The organism is Streptomyces sp. NPDC043853, assembly GCF_056436025.1.
Genome location: NZ_JBWKDJ010000002.1, coordinates 349,042 through 366,671, shown reverse-complemented (window position 1 = coordinate 366,671; position 17,630 = coordinate 349,042). Strand labels below are relative to the sequence as shown.

Here is a 17,630-nt window from a genome sequence, read left to right as displayed (position 1 = left end):
GGGACGGAGCGCGAGCACGGCAGCGAGGACAGTGGTATGGCACAGGCGTACATGACGGACACCGGGAACGGCGGCTCGGAGCCCGAGCCCTCCGGATCCCGAGTCCGGCGCCGCCTCGCCGACCTGCGGAAAAACGGGGGCATCTGGCGGCGGGGGATCGTGCTGGCGGTGCTCGCCGCGCTGCTCTCGCTGGTGATGATCTTCCACGCGCACCTGCCGAACGACATCGGCAACACCGGAAGCCTGATCGAGACGTTCCTGCCCTGGCTGGGCGTGGCCGTTCCGCTTCTGCTCGCCGGAGCCTGGGTCCGCAAGTCCGCGACCGCGCTGATCGCGATACTGCTGACGGCCGCGGTCTGGCTCAACCTCTTCGGCGGCCTGGTCTTCGACAAGTCCGGCTCGGGCGGCAACCTCACCGTCGCCACCCACAACGTCGACGCCGACAACACCGACCCCCGGGGTACCGCCGAGTCGGTGGCCAAGGCCGGGGCGGAGGTGCTGGCCCTGACCGAGCTCAAGGCGAGCGCGGTGCCCGTCTACGAGAAGGCCCTGGAGAGCGTGTACCCGTACCACGCGGTCGAGGGAACGGTCGGGGTGTGGAGCAAGTACCCGCTGACCAGCGCCCTGCCGGTGGACATCAAGATGGGCTGGATCCGGGCGATGCGCGCCACCGTGAAGACCGGGCAGGGCGATGTGGCCGTGTTCGTCGCGCACCTGCCGTCGGTACGGGTCAAGCTGAACGCCGGTTTCACCGCCAACCAGCGCGACAACAGTGCCGAGGCGCTCGGCCAGGCGCTGGCCCACGAGCCGCTGCGCCGGGTCATCCTGCTCGGGGACCTCAACGGCACCATGAACGACCGGGCGCTGTCCCCGGTGACCTCGCAGATGCGCTCCACCCAAGGGGCGGCCGGCGACGGCTTCGGCTTCAGCTGGCCGGCCCAGTTCCCGATGGCCCGGATCGACCAGATCATGGTGCGCGGGATCAGGCCGGAGGCCTCCTGGACCCTGCCGCGCACCGGCAGCGACCACCTTCCCGTGGCCGCCCGCGTCACCGTCCGCCCGTAGGGGCCCGTCCGCCGGCAGGGGACGAAGGGCAGGGGACGAAGGGCGGGGGACGAAGGGCGGGGGACGAAGGGCGAGGGCGCGGACCCGCGGGTCCCGAGCCCCCGCCCCCGGCGTCAGGGGTGCTCGCGCCAGCCGTTGGTGAGGGGCAGCCGCCGGTCCTTGCCGAATCCCTTGGCGGAGATCTTGGTGCCCGGCGGGTACTGGCGGCGCTTGTACTCCGCCCGGTCGACCATGCGGATGGTCCGCGCCACCAGCTCCGCCTCGAAGCCGGCCGCCACGATCTCCGCCAGCCCCTGGTCCCGGTCGACGTACCGCGCGAGGACGGCGTCCAGGACCGGGTAGTCGGGCAGCGAATCGGTGTCCACCTGGCCGGGCCGCAGCTCGGCGCTCGGCGGTTTCCGAATGGAGTTCTCCGGAATGGGCGGGGTCTCCCCGCGCTCGGCGGCGGCCTTGTTGCGCCAGTGGGCCAACCGGAAGACGTCCGACTTGTAGACGTCCTTGATGGGCCCGTAGGCGCCGACCGAGTCGCCGTAGAGGGTGGAGTAGCCGACCGCCAGCTCGGACTTGTTCCCCGGTGCGAGCACGATGTGCCCCTCCTGGTTGGACAGGCCCATCAGCAGGGTGCCGCGCAGCCGGGACTGCAGGTTCTCCTCGGCCAGCCCGCTCAGGCCCAGCGCGCCCATGTAGGCGTCGAACATGGGCTCGATGGACACGGTCCGGAAGTGCAGGCCGGTGCGCCGGGCCAGCTCGGCGGCGTCGTCCCGGGAGTGCTGCGAGGAGTACTTGGACGGCATCGAGACCCCGTACACGTTCTCCGCGCCGATGGCGTCGCAGGCGAGGGCGGCCACGAGGGCCGAGTCGATGCCCCCGGAGAGCCCGATCAGCACCGAGCGGAAGCCGTTCTTGCGGACGTACGCGCGCAGGCCGGTGACCAGCGCTCCGTAGACCTCGGCGTCGTCGTCCAAGGGGTCGGCCCGACCGCCGGTGACCACCGGAGCGTACGGCTCCACGGGCTCCTCGGACAGGACGACGCGGTCGATGCGCAGGCCGTCGGCGACCACACCCTCGGGGGCGTCCGGGACGGCGGCCGGCAGGTCCAGGTCGACCAGGACGCAGCCCTCGGCGAACTGAGGGGCACGGACGATGACCTCGCCGTCGCGGTCGACGACGATCGAGTCGCCGTCGAACACGAGGTCGTCCTGACCGCCCGTCATGGCCAGGTAGGCGAGGGTGCATCCGGCCTCCTGGGCGCGCTTGCGCACCAGTTCGAGGCGTACGTCGTCCTTGTTGCGCTCGTAGGGCGAGGCGTTGACCGAGATGAGCAGGCCGGCCCGGGCGGCCCGGGTGGCCGGGACCCGGCCGCCGTCCTGCCACAGGTCCTCGCAGATGGCGAGGGCCACGTCCACCCCGCGCACCCGGACCACCGGCTGGGTGTCACCGGGCACGAAGTAGCGGAACTCGTCGAACACCCCGTAGTTGGGGAGGTGGTGCTTGGCGAAGCGGAGCACCACCTCCCCGCGGTGCAGGACGGCGGCGGCGTTCTCCGGGGCGCCCGCCGGACGGCCGAGCCGGGCTCCGGCCTGCTCGGCCCGGTCCAGGTAGCCGACGACCACGGGGAGTTCGCCGAGCCCCTCGGCGACCAGCCGGGCGGCGAGTTCGCGGAGTGCGGCCCGGGACCCCTCGACGAAGGAGGAGCGCAGGGCGAGGTCCTCGACCGGGTAGCCGGTCAGGGCCATTTCGGGGAACGCCACCAAGTGGGCGCCCTGATCGGCGGAGTGCCGGGTCCAGTGCACGATCGCGTCGGCGTTGGCCGTGATGCTGCCGACTGTTGCGTCGATCTGATTCAGCGCGAGGCGAAGTTGAGGCACGGATCCAGTGTAATCGAGTAATCGTCTTTCTGACGCGATGTCCTGGATCCGGCCGCGTGACGCCCGTCTCCCGGCGGTCAGCCGAGGTTGCCCGACCAGATGGCGTTGTCGTAGCCGACCGCCGCCGGGGAGATCTCGAACTGGATGCCCTTGGTGCCCTCGGGCAGGCCGTACCCGAAGACCGCGGTGGCCGACTGGCCCGGCAGCAGGGTGCCGTCGAAGGGCTTGTAGACCTCGTCGTCGAACATCCGGTTCGCCTCCACGCCCTTGTCGTCGCGGGCGGCGGGCAGGGCCAGCCGGATCTCGATCTTCTTGTCGGAGTTGTTCTTGATGGTGGCCGTCACCTTCGCCGCCCAGGTGGGGCGGTCCGGCATGTACCGGTTCGGCTCGGGCTTGTAGCCCTTGGCCTCGGTGACGGTGACCTCGACCCCGTCCTGGTAGCGGTAGGTCTTGCCGAAGGCGAGCGGGGTGTCCGGGCCGGGCAGGTCGCCGGGGATCGAGGTGTCCGGCTTTGAGCCGCTGTCCGTGCCGTCCTTGCCGTCCTCGCTGTCCTCGCTGTCCTGGCTGCCGTCGTGCCCGGAGTCGTGGCCGTCCTCGTAGTAGTCGTCCTCGTAGTCGTCCAGGCTCCGCTCGTAGCGCGATTCGCCGCGCTCGTCGAGCTTCTCGGAGAGCTGGATGGTGAAGACGATGCCCGCGATCATCGAGACGAAGGACAGCGCCCCGAGGACGATGCCGGCGATGGCCATGCCCTTGCGGCCGCCGCCCTTGTTGGCCTTGACCAGGCCCGCGATGCCGATGCCGATGGCGGTCGCGCCGAAGGTGAACACGATCGCGAAGAGGTACGGCACGAAGCCGCCCAGGAAGGCGAAGGCGCCGACGATCAGCGAACCGAGGGCCAGTCCGTTCTGGTCGGCCGGCGGTGCGAAGGCCGGGCCGCCCGGGTGCGGGGCCGGGTAACCGGGGTACTGGCCCCACGGGTTGACGGGGCCGGCCGGACCACCGGGACCACCGGGCCCACCGGGCAGGCCCGGGGCTCCGTACGGCGCGGCCGCGGGGGCGGGCTGGGCGAACCCGGCGGACTGCGCGGCGGTGACCGCCTCGCCCGGGGCCGCGGCCGGGGGCGCGAAGGGGTTCGGGGCGGGGGCTGCCGCCCCGGCGGGAGCCACGGCGGGAGCCGGGACCGGCGGCGCGAACGGGCCCGGCGCGGGAGCGGCCGGCCCGGCGGGGGCCGTAGCTGGGGCGCCGGGGGCCGTGGCCGGGGCGTCGGCGCGGGTCGGCGCCGAGGGGGTCTCGTCGACCGCGGGGGCTGCCGGGGCACCCGCCGGGGCGGGGGCCTTGTCGAGCGACAGCGTGGGCGCCGCCGGCGCCTCCGCGGCCGGAGCCGGTGTCGTGGCGGGGGCCGTGGGTTCGGCGGGGGCCGCGGCAGCGGCCCCGGCGATGGTCTCAGCTGCCGCCTCCGCCTCGGCTTCGGCCTTCGCCTCGGCCGGGACCGGGGCTGCCGGAGCCGCCGCACGGGCGGGCGCCTTGTCCAGGGAGAGCGTGGCAGGTGCCGCGTCCGCCGGTTCGGCGGGCGGGGTCTCGGCGGCGGGTATCGCGACGCCCTCGGCGACCGTCGGCTCGGGCGAGCCGGCGGGCGGGGTGTGGTGCGGCGGGTTCGAGGGCGGCGTGCTCATGCCTGGGACGGTTCCTCACGTGGCGATGGTGTGGTGCAGTGGCCGCCCAGCCTGTCATGAGCCTGACCCGCCCTGAAAGGGGGTTTGCCCGTGCGGTCCGCCCCCTCCGCGGGTTGCGCGCCTCACGTGCCTCCGGGGCAACCCGGTCACCGGGTGCCGCGTCTTGCGGGGCGGATCCGGAGCCGCGGGCATCCGGCCGCAGCCCTGGCCCCGCCCTGCATAGGATTATTCACACCATGTCCACCAAAGGTACGCGGTTGATCGCCGCCCTCCTCGGTCTGAGCGCTGCCGCCTACACCGCGTGGGTGCTCGAAGTGGTCCTCTCCACCGGACTGAACCCCATCGAGACGTACGTCAGCGAGCTCGCGGCCCGGGACCAGCCGCTCGGCGGACTGTTCCGGGCCACCGACTTCACCGCCGGTCTGCTCGCCTTCGCCGGCGGTCTGCTCGCGCTGATCCGGCTGGCCAGGTACCCCGAGGCCCGCCGCCCCTGGTCGGTGATCGGCTGGCACGGCGTCGCCCTGTTCGGCGCGGCCACCGCCGCCGACGCCTGGCTGCCGCTCAGTTGCAAGCCCACCGTGGACCCCGCCTGCGCCTCCCGGGAGACCGCCGGCCTGGTGCCCGCCACTCACCAGGCGCACGCCATCAGCAGCAGCCTGGCCATGTGCGGTGCGCTGCTCGCGATCGTCGCCCTCACCGTTGCCGCCCGCCGCTACGGCTGGTTCGCCCCGCTCGCCCGGTACGGCCCCGCACTGGTCGTGCTGGAGCTGCTCGCCACCGTCTGGACCCTCGGCGCCATCGCCCTGTTCACGGCCGGACACGGCACCTGGGCGCTCGGCGCCGGTCAGCGACTGCAGGTGCTGCTGGTCGCCGTCTGGCTCGGCGTGCTCGCGTACTCCGTCCACCGGGAGCGCCGTACGTGAGCGCCGGGACGGGGCCGCCGGCGGGCCGGGGGGCGCAGCGGGAGCCGGGTCCGGAGCCCGGTCGGCCGCCGGGTCCGGTCTGGTCCGGCTTCGTGCGGGCGGGCCGCGACGGCGTGCCGCTGCACGTGCGGGTCGAGGGCCGTGGACCGGTCTGCGTGCTCTCCGCCGGGCTGGCCCTCGGCTGGTTCGACTGGGACCCCGTCGCCGCGCTGCTCGCCCCGTACCGCACCGTGGTCCGGTTCGACCGTCCCGGCCACGGGCTCAGCGCCCCCGCCCTCGTACCGCCCACGGCGGCCGGGGAGGCGCACCGGATGGCCGCCCTGCTCGACGCGCTGGCCCCCCGCCTGCCGGCCGGGCCGGTGACGGTGGCCGGGCACTCGATCGCCGGGTTCCACGCCGAGGCCTTCGCCCGGCTGTACCCGGAACGCACCGCGGCCCTGCTCCTGATCGACAGCAGTGTGGAGGAGGAGGTCCGCACGAGTGCCGTCGGCACCGCGCTGCGGACCGCCGCCGCGCGCGCCCTCGGCTCGGCGGTCACCGCCGCCGGGCTGCCCGCGGCGCTGGGACCACTGCTCCGCCGTACCGGCGTGCGGCTGGCCCGGACCGGCGGCGCCGACGAGGCCGCGCGGGACCTCGTACGCCGCTGCTACCGGACCGGTCGGGTCTGGCGCGGGGCCCTGCTGGAGAACGCCCGCTACCCCGACACGGCCGCCGAGGTCCTGGCCCTGCGGAGCGTCCGCCCGCTGACCGCGCCGACCGTGGTCCTCGCGGCGTACGACGGCTCGGCGAACGCCCCGGCCCTGCGTTGGCTGGCCCGCCAGGCCGCCCTCGCGGACACCCTGGGCGCCCGCTTCGAGGTGGCCGAACCGGCCGGCCACCTGGTGATGCCGGACCGCCCGCACGAGATCGCGCGGGCGGTGCTCGGCGCGGCGGGCGCTCCGGCGGCCTGAGCGGCGCTCCGGCCGGGCGAAGCGCCGGACCGCCCGGACCGCCCGAACCACCTGAACCGCCCGAACCGTGCGGCCGTACGGGTGAACGTACGGCCGCACCGGGCCATGGGCCCTACGCGCCCGGCTTCGCGCCCCGCTGCTTGAGCATGTCCGCCATCAGCAGCATCTCCGACTGCTGGGCGTCCACCATCCCCTGGGCCAGCTTGCGCTCGACCGGGGTCTCGCACAGCTTCGCGCAGCCCTCGGCCATCTCGACGCCGCCCTTGTGGTGCTCGGTCATCAGCTGCAGGTAGAGGATCTCCGCCTGCACGCCCTCGGCGGAGCTCAGCTGCGCCAGCTCCTCCTTGGTGGCCATACCGGGCATCAGCGCGCCCGGCTTGGTCTTGACGCCGCCCATGTCGTGGCCGCCGTGGCCGCCGCCCGTGTCGTGACCGCTGCCCGTGTCGTGACCGCTGCCCGTGTCGTGGCCGCCGCCCGTGTCGTGACCGCCGCCGTGCCCGGACTGACCGCCGGACCCCGCCATCCAGGCCATCGCGGCCTGACCGGGCTCCACCTTCGGCAGCCCCCACAGGTCCAGCCAGCCCAGCATCATGCCGCGCTGGTTGGCCTGGGTGTTGGCGATGTCGTAGGCGAGGCTGCGGACCGCCTCGTCCTTGGTCCGGTCCCGCACGATGAAGGACATCTCCACCGCCTGCTGGTGGTGGACCGACATGTCCCGGGCGAAGCCCGCGTCCGCCGAGGCGGCGTCCGGGGTGTCCGCCCCGGAGCCGGAGGAGCCGCTCGCCACGGCGACCGTGGCCGCCGCCGCGAGCACCAGCGCCAGCAGCACCGCGCCCACCGCGACCCGGACCGTACGCGCGGGGCGCGACGGGGGAGCGGAGACGGCCCCGTCCGCGGCACCCGCCTCGTCGTCCGCCGCGTCGTCCGCCTTGATGTCCGCCGTGATGTCCGTCCCGGTCCCGGATTCCGCGCGGCTCACTTGGCCGTCACGCCCTGGGTGCAGGCGGCGCCGGGCTCAGGGGTCTGCGGGCCCTGCACGTACTTGCCGAAGAAGGTGTCGACCCGCGGGTCGGCCGCGCTGTCCACGGTCAGCTGCTTGCCCCAGGCGCTGAGCATGATCGCGCCGGACTGCTCCTTCACCGGGCTCATCAGCGAGTACGGGGTCTTCTTGACCTTCTCGGCGAGCTTGTCGACCTCGGCCTTGGGCGCCTTCTCGTTGTACGTCACCCAGACCGCGCCGTGCTCCAGCGAGTGCACCGCGTTGACCTCGGGAATCGCGCTCGGGTAGACGTCGCCGTCGCAGTTCATCCAGCGCGGGTGGTGGTCGCCGCCCACCGGCGGGGTCATCTCGTACTTGACCTGCGTCTCGACGTGGTTGCGGCCGAGCTTCTTGGCGTCCCAGGCCTTCTCGCCGTCCACCGGCTTCTTCAGGGCCTCGACGCGCTCGCGCTCCTCGGCCTTCTGGTCCATCACCACGTAGCCGGCGCCGCCGACGATGCCGGCGACGATCAACACCGAGGCGGTGATCGTGATGATCTTGATGCGGCGGTCCCGGGACTGCTCGGCGCGCCGCATCTCGGCTATCCGCTGCTGGCGGGAGTTGCCGCCCTGGTTGTTGGTCTTGGTGGCCATCTCGGTCTGTCTGTCCTTCTGCTGAGGGGGGTGGGTGGATCGGCGAGGGTCGTCGGCGACCGGACCGGTCAGGTCCGCAGCACCTGAAGGACATGCAGGTCGGGCGCCCGGGCCGGCGGCTGCACCGGCCGGGCCCGGCCCGCCGCCCGCACCGCGGGGGCGGGCGGGGGCTCGGCCCCCGGCGCGGCCACGGCGGGCGGCGGCACGGGCACCAGGCCGGGGGTGACGTGCGGGAAGGGGGCGCAGGCGGGCAGGTCGTACGGGCAGACGTACGAGGCGTGCGCCCAGTGCGCGGCGAAGGGGGCGGGAGCCACCGTGCGCACGGCGAGCGGCCCGGGAAGCGCTCCGGAGCCGTGCGCCGCCGCATTTCCCGCGGCCTCACCGCCCCCGGCACGCGCGCACAGGAACAGCGCTCCGACCAGCGTCCCGAGGGCGCACAGCAGCGCCACCCGGCGCATTCCGCGCCCGCGCTGTGTGTGAGACCTGCCCCCCATGGGCGCCGATCGTAGTGCTCATGACGCCCGTGCGGTCAGTGCGGGGTGCCCGGTGACTTCCGGGGTGCGTAATCTGGCGGAAACCACGGCCCGCGATACTTGCCTCGCAAGGTGCCGGCGGGAGTGGTGCACAGGTCGTCTGAACTGCGAGGATGAGCCCATGGACAAGCAGCAGGAATTCGTCCTCCGGACGCTCGAGGAACGCGACATCCGGTTCGTGCGCCTGTGGTTCACCGACGTGCTCGGCTTCCTGAAGTCGGTCGCGGTCGCCCCCGCCGAGCTGGAACAGGCATTTGACGAGGGCATCGGCTTCGACGGCTCCGCGATCGAGGGCTTCGCACGGGTCTACGAATCCGACATGATCGCCAAGCCGGACCCGGGGACCTTCCAGATACTGCCGTGGCGCGCCGAGGCCCCGGGCACCGCCCGCATGTTCTGCGACATCCTGATGCCGGACGGCTCCCCCTCCTTCGCCGACCCCCGTTTCGTCCTCAAGCGGATCCTGGCCAAGACCTCCGACCTGGGCTTCACCTTCTACACCCACCCGGAGATCGAGTTCTTCCTGCTGAAGGACAAGCCGCTGGACGGCTCCCGGCCCGTGCCGGCCGACAACTCCGGCTACTTCGACCACACCCCGCAGAACGTCGGCATGGACTTCCGCCGCCAGGCGATCACCATGCTCGAATCCATGGGCATCTCGGTCGAGTTCAGCCACCACGAGGGCGCCCCCGGCCAGCAGGAGATCGACCTCCGCTATGCCGACGCCCTCTCCACGGCGGACAACATCATGACCTTCCGCCTGGTCATGAAGCAGGTCGCGCTCGAACAGGGCGTCCAGGCCACCTTCATGCCCAAGCCCTTCTCCGAGTACCCGGGCTCGGGCATGCACACCCACCTCTCCCTGTTCGAGGGCGACCGCAACGCGTTCTACGAGTCGGGCGCCGAGTACCAGCTCTCCAAGGTGGGCCGCTCCTTCATCGCCGGCCTGCTGCGCCACGCGGCGGAGACGGCGGCGGTCACCAACCAGTGGGTCAACTCCTACAAGCGCATCTGGGGCGGCTCCGGCCGCACCGCGGGCTCCGGCGGCGAGGCCCCCGCCTACATCTGCTGGGGCCACAACAACCGCTCCGCCCTGATCCGCGTCCCGATGTACAAGCCGGGCAAGATGGGCTCCTCCCGGGTCGAGGTCCGCTCCATCGACTCGGGCGCCAACCCGTACCTGACGTACGCGGTCCTGCTCGCGGCGGGCCTCAAGGGCATCGAGGAGGGCTACGAACTCCCGGCCGGCGCCGACGACGACGTGTGGGCCCTCTCCGACGCGGAACGCCGCGCGATGGGCATCGCCCCGCTCCCGCAGAACCTGGGCGAGGCCATCGAACTGATGGAGCGCAGCGAACTGGTCGCCGAAACCCTCGGCGAACACGTCTTCGACTTCTTCCTCCGCAACAAGAAGCAGGAGTGGGAGGAGTACCGGAGCGAGGTCACCGCCTTCGAACTCCGCAAGAACCTCCCCGTGCTCTGACCGCACCGCAGACGGCCTTCGGGGCCGGAACCCCACTCAGGGCCGGCGACCACGCGTCGCGTGGTTCCGGCCCTGGGCCGCCTGTGGGCCGTCCGGCGGGGATCGGCGCCCTCGTAGAGCCCGTCCACGGCCCGGATACGTTCCAGACCTCCTGGGCCGTCTATGGGCCGATAAGCGTCGGGCCGACGGCCTTGCAGAAATCGTCCAGGGCCTTCAGGGTGCGCTCGTGGCTGCCCGGCATCAGGTGCGTATAGACCCGGAGAGAAGCCCTGATCGTCGTGCGTCCGATATACGTGCTCAGGCACCGATGTTCTCCCCAGCGTCCAGCGGGACGGAGGCGCAGAAGGGCCGCAGGGCGTACATTCCGTGCTCGTGTGAGGCCTGGTGGCGCCCGTCATCCCGTGGCTCGGGGACCACACCAGCTTGCAGCAGGTCGAACCTCCAGCCCCTGGTGTTGAAGTCGGTCCGTCGTACGGCGCCCCCAACCGGCAGGGAGAGCAACAACGGCTTGGTGACGAGCCGCCCGTCCGGCTTGAGCCCGGGAAGCGTCACGTCCACGGGCGGGAACTCCTCCCACTGCTCCCGGCGGACCTGCGCCACGCGGCGGGGGAGCGGTACGTCCCGCTCCTTCCCCCGCTTGGGCGGGCCCGAAGACGAGCCGCCCATTTGCGATTTCACATGATTCGCCAGAGAAGTCGTCGGCGTCGTCGACAAGCCGCAGATGTCGCCCTGGCGAAGCCCGAGGCCACTACCGCGTCAGCCATCGCCCGATAGCGCTTCGGCGGAGCGGCCCGCACGGCGAACAGTCGCTCCTGGATCCACTAAACCCGTGGTGCCACCGGAGCGGGAGCCCGGACAGTACGGCTTGCATGGGTTCCTCGCCAACAGCTCGTCATCCACGGCCGCCGCGAGAACGGTGGAAACGCTCGTGAAGATCACGCACCGGTATGAGGACACCAGCAATGCCCGCTCCAAGTCGCTGAGCCGCGCCTCCACCCCCCCAAAGCCGCTCCGCCGACCTACCTTGACGCTCGAGGTTCGAGGGGCGCGACACTCGGAGCCCTGCTCCACCGAGACCGCAAGTCACTCCCCCCGGGGCGGAGTTGTGAGAGTCCTCAAGTCAGCCAACCAGCTGACGCACCATCATCCTCTCTTCTATGCTGAGCTTTCCGTGCCCACGGGCTTAACCCGAGGAAGAGGGAAAGTAACTTTGCCGCAGTACAACCTCAACGCACTTGGCGCGTCGGAGTTCGAACGGCTCGCGCAGGCATTGGTGAAAAAGGCAGTTGGCCTAGGTTCGGTCACCTTTGGAGCGGGACGAGACGGCGCCCGCGAGGCCACCTTCATTGGAACTTCCTCGAACTACCCATCTTCCAGCAGCCCTTGGAAGGGAAACTGGATATTTCAAGTGAAGTTTCATGACCTTTCCCTGACCACACCCGAGAAGGCTAGAAGCTCTGTCCTGGCCGAAGTCGACAGAGAACTCGACAAAGTCTTCAACAAGTATAAGCATCGTTGCGATAATTTCGTTATGATCACGAACGTTCCCATTTCGGCGGTCGCCGAGACGGGAACGATCGATGCCGCACAGAGGCTGGTCAACACCAAGTATAAGGCTCTTAAGAATTTCGCCTTCTGGGGGGCAGACGAAGTTTGCAGGCTTCTCGACGCATTCCCCTCCGTGAGGCAACCCTATCTCCACCTGCTAGTGACGGGCGACCTTATCGCGCAGCTGTTAAACGAGCGCGACGCTCGACTTAATGAGCTAGCTACAACCATTAAGACCTACCTGCGAACCAGTTACACCCGGGAAATGCATGCACAACTTGACCAAGCCGGAGATGTTTCCGATCAACCTGTGCGGCTCCAGGATGTCTTCTTTGATCTGTATGCAGAGGTCGACGAGGAGCGGGGTACCGCACATCTGCACAGGAATCAGCGGGTTCGGGATGCATTGAGGAAGCATCGATCTCCGCAAAGGTCTACCGGATCCTTGGGGGCGAGGCTTGGCAGCCTGCTGCTCTCAGAAGGGGTAGGCCGGCTGGTCATCGTAGGAGGCCCCGGTGAGGGGAAGTCGACAGTCGGTCAGTATGTGGCACAAGTCCATCGCTCTATGCTTCTGGGACATGTGAGGGACGTGGCTCTGCATCAAGGGCTCGAGATCGACGAGACGTATATACCACTCACCCCACGTATCCCCTTCAGGATCATCCTGAAGGATTTCGGCCAGTGGCTTGCCGAGAAAAAGGATCGAGGTCAACTCAGCGCGGGAACAATTGATGAATTTATCTCCTCGCAGATCTCGGCGGTCACGTCCAGACATATAACTTCGGATGACCTGCATCAGATCCTGAGGGCCAATCCTGCACTTCTGATCTTGGACGGTCTGGACGAAGTAACGGATCCCGATTTGCGCAAGATTCTGCTCAGCCGAGTCGGTGAGTTTGTCGATCGCTGTGACATGATCGAAGCCAACCTTCAAATACTCGCAAGCACTCGCCCTACCGGTTACACGAAGGAGTTTGATCCTTCGATCTTTCTACATATGCGCTTGGCTAAACTGGAGCCGACTCAGGTCCAGTCGTATGTTTCGCGCTGGGCCAAGGCTAAGTCTCTCGACGAGTCCAAGTCCCGACGCGTAAGGCAAACCATGGATGAGTGCCTTCAAGATGAGCAGATTAGATTGCTCACGAATACGCCGCTGCAAGTCACCATCCTTCTGCTCATTATTTCTTCTGGCGGTACGCCACCCCGACAGCGTGAAGCACTCTTCAATGAGTATTTGGACATCATGTATCGGCGGGAAATGGCGAAGGGGAGAAATATTATCCAGTCCGAGAAAGAACTGCTGCTCGGACTTCATAAGTATGTTGGGTATATCCTGCACGAGAAAACAACGCGCGCAGTGGCCATGGCTTCAGTGCTTCCGAGGCCAGATTACGAAAAGCATGTGAATCAGTTCCTGGTGTGGCATGACCCGTTCTCACCGCCAACCAAGCGACAGGCGGAGCTGAAGGCGATTACAACCGAGGCCGGTGAGCGCTTGGTCTTGATCGTCGAACCGGAAGCAGATGTGTTTGGGTTTGAGCTTCGATCGATCCAGGAATTCTTTGCCGCATGCCATTTGGCGGATACATCTTCGGATACCGCGCAAAGATACAGCAGGTTTGAAGCAATTGCCCGCCTTCCGCACTGGCGAAACGTGGCTTTGTTCTTCGTCGGCCGCGTGGGTAGGAACTACGCAGGAGAAGCTGCCAACATCATCGAGGTGTGTCGCGCCATTGATCGCGACGCCCCAGACATCTTTGTTCACCGCGGCGGCACCTTGGCACTGGAACTTGCAGCCGATCGAGCCTTTGGCCCAAACAGAAGGAGGCAGAACGCCCTCCTTGAACTTGGCGTTGAAGTTTTCGATCGGCATATTTCTGAGGGGCGACGTCAGCAGGTGCAGGATCTGCTCTTGCGACTTCCAGTCGAAGACCAGAGGGATCTTGCAATACCCCTGATCGAGAAAAAGATAATTCTTCTGAATTCGGCCTACTTGGGGCCATTGATACGTACTCTGCATCATCTGGACGCGAAGAATCGACACATAATTCTCGGCTTTGAAAGAATGTCGGAGAATGCTGATCACGCCAGAGAGGCCCTTGCCCTATACTTCGAGTATCGGTCGGGAGCCGACCAAGCCATAACTACTGTGCGCAAGGTAGCGCTTGATTTGGGCGCTGCGGCCGTTGGACAAGTCCTGTCGCGCCTTCGCCTGCAAACTATGTGGCGAGCCGTCGAGGACTTGAGGCACGCCGGCATAAGTGACGACTTCGTTTCACAAGCGCTACTGGCAGCTGCCCAAAGCGGAGTATTTTCCTGGGTGCGGACGGAAGAACGTGAGTTCTTGAGTGAACTCATTCAGCGCCCATGGCCGTCGGACTGCTCCGCAGTTATCCTTCGTTCTGTGGCCCTGCTTCAGATCTCCTCGATTGTTCGGTCCACGGCGAACGCTGGCTCGGCATTTCCAGAAGGCCACACTTTCGTGCCAGGAAATGTAATGGCCGGAGATATCGGCCTGCTGGGGACCGAAGAAGCGTCATTTGATCGGCAGTTGGCCACCGCTCCGCTGTGGTTGCTACACGTGCTGATGGGTGACGTAACATCTGAATCGGCACAAGCGGCCGTGAAGTTCTTCCATTCTCTGCCAGGTACGTCGTCCTCTCTGATGGCCGTCTTCGGTGGAATCCCGTACGAAGCCTCTCCGGCCGTTGACCTAATTTATGCAGCGATCGAGAAGGGCGGCGACGCCTGGAGGGTCGCCGAGCAGGCTGTGGTCAGATGGGGAGGGAGAACCGGAGCAGCTCGGTGGCGCCGAGTCTACGATGCGATCAATAGGCACCTGCTGGACACGCCGGCAATCGAGCGCACACAGGCCTTTTCTGATTTTCTCCGAAACGCGCAGGCCATCTCCCCTCCGGATCAGACAATCGCCGACATTCCCGAGGAGCTCTATCCTGCCCTTGCAGACTACACGTGGGGAATTGCCGTTAGGCACAGGACCGATAGATACGCCGTAGATGGTTCTGTCTTCGAGCAGGCCGTCAATCATCTACTCGCCAATCACTCGGTGCCATCTGTGCTACGGGACGTCGCCGGCAGGCTGTACACCAATATGCCGCACTTTATGTCGGGGCCAGAGTTGCATGATATGAGGCTGGGCATGCTCGCCGTTATCCTTAACGCGCCTCATGCTGCGGGTAGCGCTGATTTGCTGCCGATCGCCGTGCGCTCTTGCCTGGAGTCAGGAGACATCCCATATCCAATTCTGGACAGAGCCTGCAGTGTGGTTGGAGGCAGCGACGAACTGCGCCGCGCTAATCTCCTTAGAATCCCCGGCCATGCAACTTCTGTCGTTTACAAGAAGCTGCTAGAAGTCGCATTCAATGCTCGGAATCCAGAAAGCCGCAGTGGGGCATTGATAATGATCAAGGATTTTAGTTACATGCATTCCTACCACTCCTCCCTCGGGGCAGGCTCGGGTGCACGCAACGTGCAGATTCGCCTAAAAGGCTTCACGCGCATGCATCGCGTGCTTGCGAAATCTAAGATAGAAGCGGAGAGGAATGCAGGCATCTGCCTTTTCGCGGTCCGGGCGCCGAAAACTCGCGAGGATTGGAGCATTCTCTACGATGCGATTCTCGCCTGCCGGGACCTTCAGACTGCGAATTCTGTCCTCATCGCATTGAGGGCAAATGCAAATAGCGACACCAGGGAAGACGCGTCCGAATGGATCTCTTTTACGCAAAAATGCCTTCAGTACGTCGAATACCCGCCCGTGCAGGCGTTGCTCACCGACACGCTCGACGATTTTCTCGCATCGCAAGATCAAAGCCTCCGCAGGGATGAAGACGAGTTCGGATTGCCACTGTCAAGGACAGCTCTTTAGCGCCCTGGCCGACGCGCTGTAGCGGATTCGGAGGGCGCGCCTAGCGCGATCCTGCCCTGCCAAATGAGCGTTCTGAATATCAGGGTCAGGACAGTTCGAGACCATCAGGACTGAGACGCCGCACGGCCCGTATACGTGTTCATGAGCCGGGCACTCGCGCCAGACTTCGAGCACAACTGTTCCGCGAATTCTAGGCGTCACCCTCAGGCATTCCACCTGAGGCGGCGTGCTTCCGCTGCTACCTCTTTGCGCCCATCGACCTCACATTCTGGCGTCGGCAGGGTGCGGTCGGTGTACTAGGCCAGCGATGAAGAGTAGCCGCCGTTGCCACGACCACCAGGGATCCTGGTCGAAGTACGTCATCTGCCGTGAGGAGTGGAGGAAGGCCGAGGCCAAGCTCCGGGAGGTCCGGAAGAGGAAGTGGGCCTGGTGGTAGCCGACCGCTGACATCGGCGGGAGCGGATGAGGCCTAGGAAGCCCCGGCAGCCTGAATCAGCCGCTGCGGGTGCTGCAGGCACAGCCCGGCGGGCTGCGCCTGGCCCGGACACCGTGGGGCCCCCCGATCCGTGATCAGGGGCCCCACGGGTCTTTCCGGCGGAAGGTCAGGCGCGGTGGGCGGTGCGTTCGGCGAGCCAGCCGGCCATGGCGCGGACGCCCACGCCGATGGCGCGCTCGTCGGGGGTGAAGGCCGGGTAGTGCGGGAAGGCGGTGTCGATCGGGGCGCCCGGGGTGCGGACGCCGAGGAACGTGTAGGTGCCGGGGATCTTCTTCAGGAAGAGGCTGTAGTCCTCGCCGTTGAAGGGGAACGCGGCGTGCAGGGTGGTCACCGCGCGCGGGCCGAGCCGGTGGCGCAGGTGCCGGGAGAGGGCGTGCGCGTCGTCCTCGGGGCAGATCAGGGCCGGGTGGGGCTCCGGCCGGAAGACCACGGTGGTGTCGGGGAAGGTGCGGGCGAGGGTACGGATCCGCTCGCGGACCTCCGGCCAGCGGGACTCGGGCCAGCAGCGGTAGCCGGCCCGCAACTGGCCCTCGTCCTTGGGGTTGGCCTGGGCCCTGGTGACGAGGAACTCGGCGAGCGGGCCGTCCGGGGTGCGGACCTGGGTCACGAGCCGTTCGAGGTCGGCGTTGTCCTTCGGGAACGGGACGGTGCCGAAGGCTTCGTACGCGGCCGCGAAGGCGGCGGCGTTGGCGGCCCGGTCGGAGCCGCCGAAGGTGACGGTGGCCTCGTCCTGGCCGGGAAGGCCGACCCCGGGGGTGACGGCGAAGGTGCCGACGGGGAACGGGCCGCAGTGCAGGGCGTGGATCTCACGCGGCCGGTCCCGGTCGAGGACGCCGGCGTCGATCATCGCCCGAGCCCCCTGAAGCGTCTCCTCGGCGGGCTGGAAGAGGAAGACGACGGTGCCCGCGAGGCGGTGGCGCAGGCCGGCCAGGACCTCGGCGACTCCGATGCCGATGGTGGCGTGCAGATCATGGCCGCAGGCGTGCACCGGAACGGTCGCACCGGGTGTTCCGTCGGGCTTGCGCTGGACCCCGTTGGCGGGGACGGCGTCCACGTCGGCCCGGTAGGCGACGGTGCGGCCGGGCAGGGCGCCGCGCAGCACGGCGACGACGCCGTACCCGGCGACCGGCTCCACCTCCAGTCCGGCGGCGCGCAGCCGGGTCGCGATGACGCCCGCGACGTGCTCCTCCTGGCCGGCGGTTTCGGCGTTCTTGTACAGGTCGCGGCGGACGGCGATCAGGTCGGCGTCGAGGCGGGCGGCGGCCCGGTCCACGGCGGACTGGGCGATGCGGGACCGGCCGGGGCCGCGGCCGCTCGCGTGGGCGGTGCCGGCCGAGGCGAGTGCGGCGGCGGCGCCGGCGGCTGCGCCGAGGACGACGCGGCGGCCGGGAGCCGACCCGTGGTTTTCGGTCATGCGTGTGATCCCCCTGGATGCTGTCGGTCCGTCGGCCGCGTGCGCGGGCGCGGGGACGGGCGAGGCCCAGCATCGGCCATTCGTGATCACCGAGCAACCGGATAGTGAAGGTCCGGTTACTTTGCGTCCGGATGTCGGATGCCGGATGCCGGAGGGCGG

At 68.3% G+C, this 17,630-nt stretch carries 13 protein-coding genes; 6 read left to right on the top strand and 7 right to left on the bottom strand.

Annotated features, from left to right (window positions below):
- Window positions 1-36: 36 nt before the first annotated feature.
- Complete coding sequence (locus AC067U_RS06880; protein WP_478828585.1) at window positions 37-1,065, top strand: endonuclease/exonuclease/phosphatase family protein; 1,029 nt, start codon at window positions 37-39, stop codon at window positions 1,063-1,065.
- Between the two features lie 113 nt (window positions 1,066-1,178).
- Here the strand turns inward: AC067U_RS06880 and AC067U_RS06875 are convergent, their stop codons facing one another.
- Entirely contained in the window at window positions 1,179-2,933 is a 1,755-nt protein-coding gene (locus AC067U_RS06875) for an NAD+ synthase (RefSeq protein ID WP_478828584.1), read from the bottom strand.
- 77 nt (window positions 2,934-3,010) lie between these two features.
- Entirely contained in the window at window positions 3,011-4,606 is a 1,596-nt protein-coding gene (locus AC067U_RS06870; RefSeq protein WP_478828583.1) for a DUF4190 domain-containing protein, read from the bottom strand.
- Between the two features lie 236 nt (window positions 4,607-4,842).
- Between AC067U_RS06870 and AC067U_RS06865 the strand changes: the two genes are divergently transcribed.
- Both AC067U_RS06865 and AC067U_RS06860 read left to right on the top strand, forming a co-directional pair.
- Window positions 4,843-5,529, top strand: a complete 687-nt coding sequence (locus AC067U_RS06865; protein WP_478828582.1) for a DUF998 domain-containing protein — start codon at window positions 4,843-4,845, stop codon at window positions 5,527-5,529.
- 92 nt (window positions 5,530-5,621) lie between these two features.
- Complete coding sequence (locus tag AC067U_RS06860; RefSeq protein ID WP_478828927.1) at window positions 5,622-6,479, top strand: alpha/beta fold hydrolase; 858 nt, start codon at window positions 5,622-5,624, stop codon at window positions 6,477-6,479.
- Window positions 6,480-6,591: 112 nt separating this feature from the next.
- Here the strand turns inward: AC067U_RS06860 and AC067U_RS06855 are convergent, their stop codons facing one another.
- The 3 genes from AC067U_RS06855 to AC067U_RS06845 form a co-directional block, all read right to left on the bottom strand.
- Complete coding sequence (locus tag AC067U_RS06855) at window positions 6,592-7,296, bottom strand: DUF305 domain-containing protein (protein WP_478828926.1); 705 nt, start codon at window positions 7,294-7,296, stop codon at window positions 6,592-6,594.
- Between the two features lie 158 nt (window positions 7,297-7,454).
- A complete protein-coding gene (locus tag AC067U_RS06850) occupies window positions 7,455-8,111 on the bottom strand; it encodes a DUF3105 domain-containing protein (protein WP_478828581.1) in 657 nt (218 codons plus the stop codon).
- A 68-nt stretch (window positions 8,112-8,179) separates the two neighbouring features.
- The gene (locus AC067U_RS06845; RefSeq protein ID WP_478828580.1) at window positions 8,180-8,605 is read right to left on the bottom strand and encodes a hypothetical protein; all 426 of its coding nucleotides are present in this window, start codon (window positions 8,603-8,605) and stop codon (window positions 8,180-8,182) included.
- A gap of 160 nt (window positions 8,606-8,765) precedes the next feature.
- Here AC067U_RS06845 and AC067U_RS06840 point away from each other — a divergent pair, with 160 nt between their 5' ends.
- Window positions 8,766-10,127 carry a glutamine synthetase family protein gene (locus AC067U_RS06840; RefSeq protein ID WP_478828579.1) on the top strand — a complete coding sequence of 454 codons (1,362 nt, stop codon included), beginning with the start codon at window positions 8,766-8,768 and terminating at the stop codon, window positions 10,125-10,127.
- A gap of 297 nt (window positions 10,128-10,424) precedes the next feature.
- Here AC067U_RS06840 and AC067U_RS06835 read toward each other — a convergent pair whose 3' ends face one another.
- Complete coding sequence (locus AC067U_RS06835) at window positions 10,425-10,793, bottom strand: hypothetical protein (RefSeq protein WP_478828578.1); 369 nt, start codon at window positions 10,791-10,793, stop codon at window positions 10,425-10,427.
- A gap of 544 nt (window positions 10,794-11,337) precedes the next feature.
- Here AC067U_RS06835 and AC067U_RS06830 point away from each other — a divergent pair.
- The gene (locus tag AC067U_RS06830; protein ID WP_478828577.1) at window positions 11,338-15,561 is read left to right on the top strand and encodes an NACHT domain-containing protein; all 4,224 of its coding nucleotides are present in this window, start codon (window positions 11,338-11,340) and stop codon (window positions 15,559-15,561) included.
- 307 nt (window positions 15,562-15,868) lie between these two features.
- Window positions 15,869-15,997, top strand: coding sequence for a hypothetical protein (locus AC067U_RS06825; protein ID WP_478828576.1), 129 nt, complete (start codon window positions 15,869-15,871; stop codon window positions 15,995-15,997).
- 166 nt (window positions 15,998-16,163) lie between these two features.
- Here the strand turns inward: AC067U_RS06825 and AC067U_RS06820 are convergent, their stop codons facing one another.
- Complete coding sequence (locus tag AC067U_RS06820) at window positions 16,164-17,471, bottom strand: M20 metallopeptidase family protein (protein WP_478828575.1); 1,308 nt, start codon at window positions 17,469-17,471, stop codon at window positions 16,164-16,166.
- Window positions 17,472-17,630 lie beyond the last annotated feature (159 nt).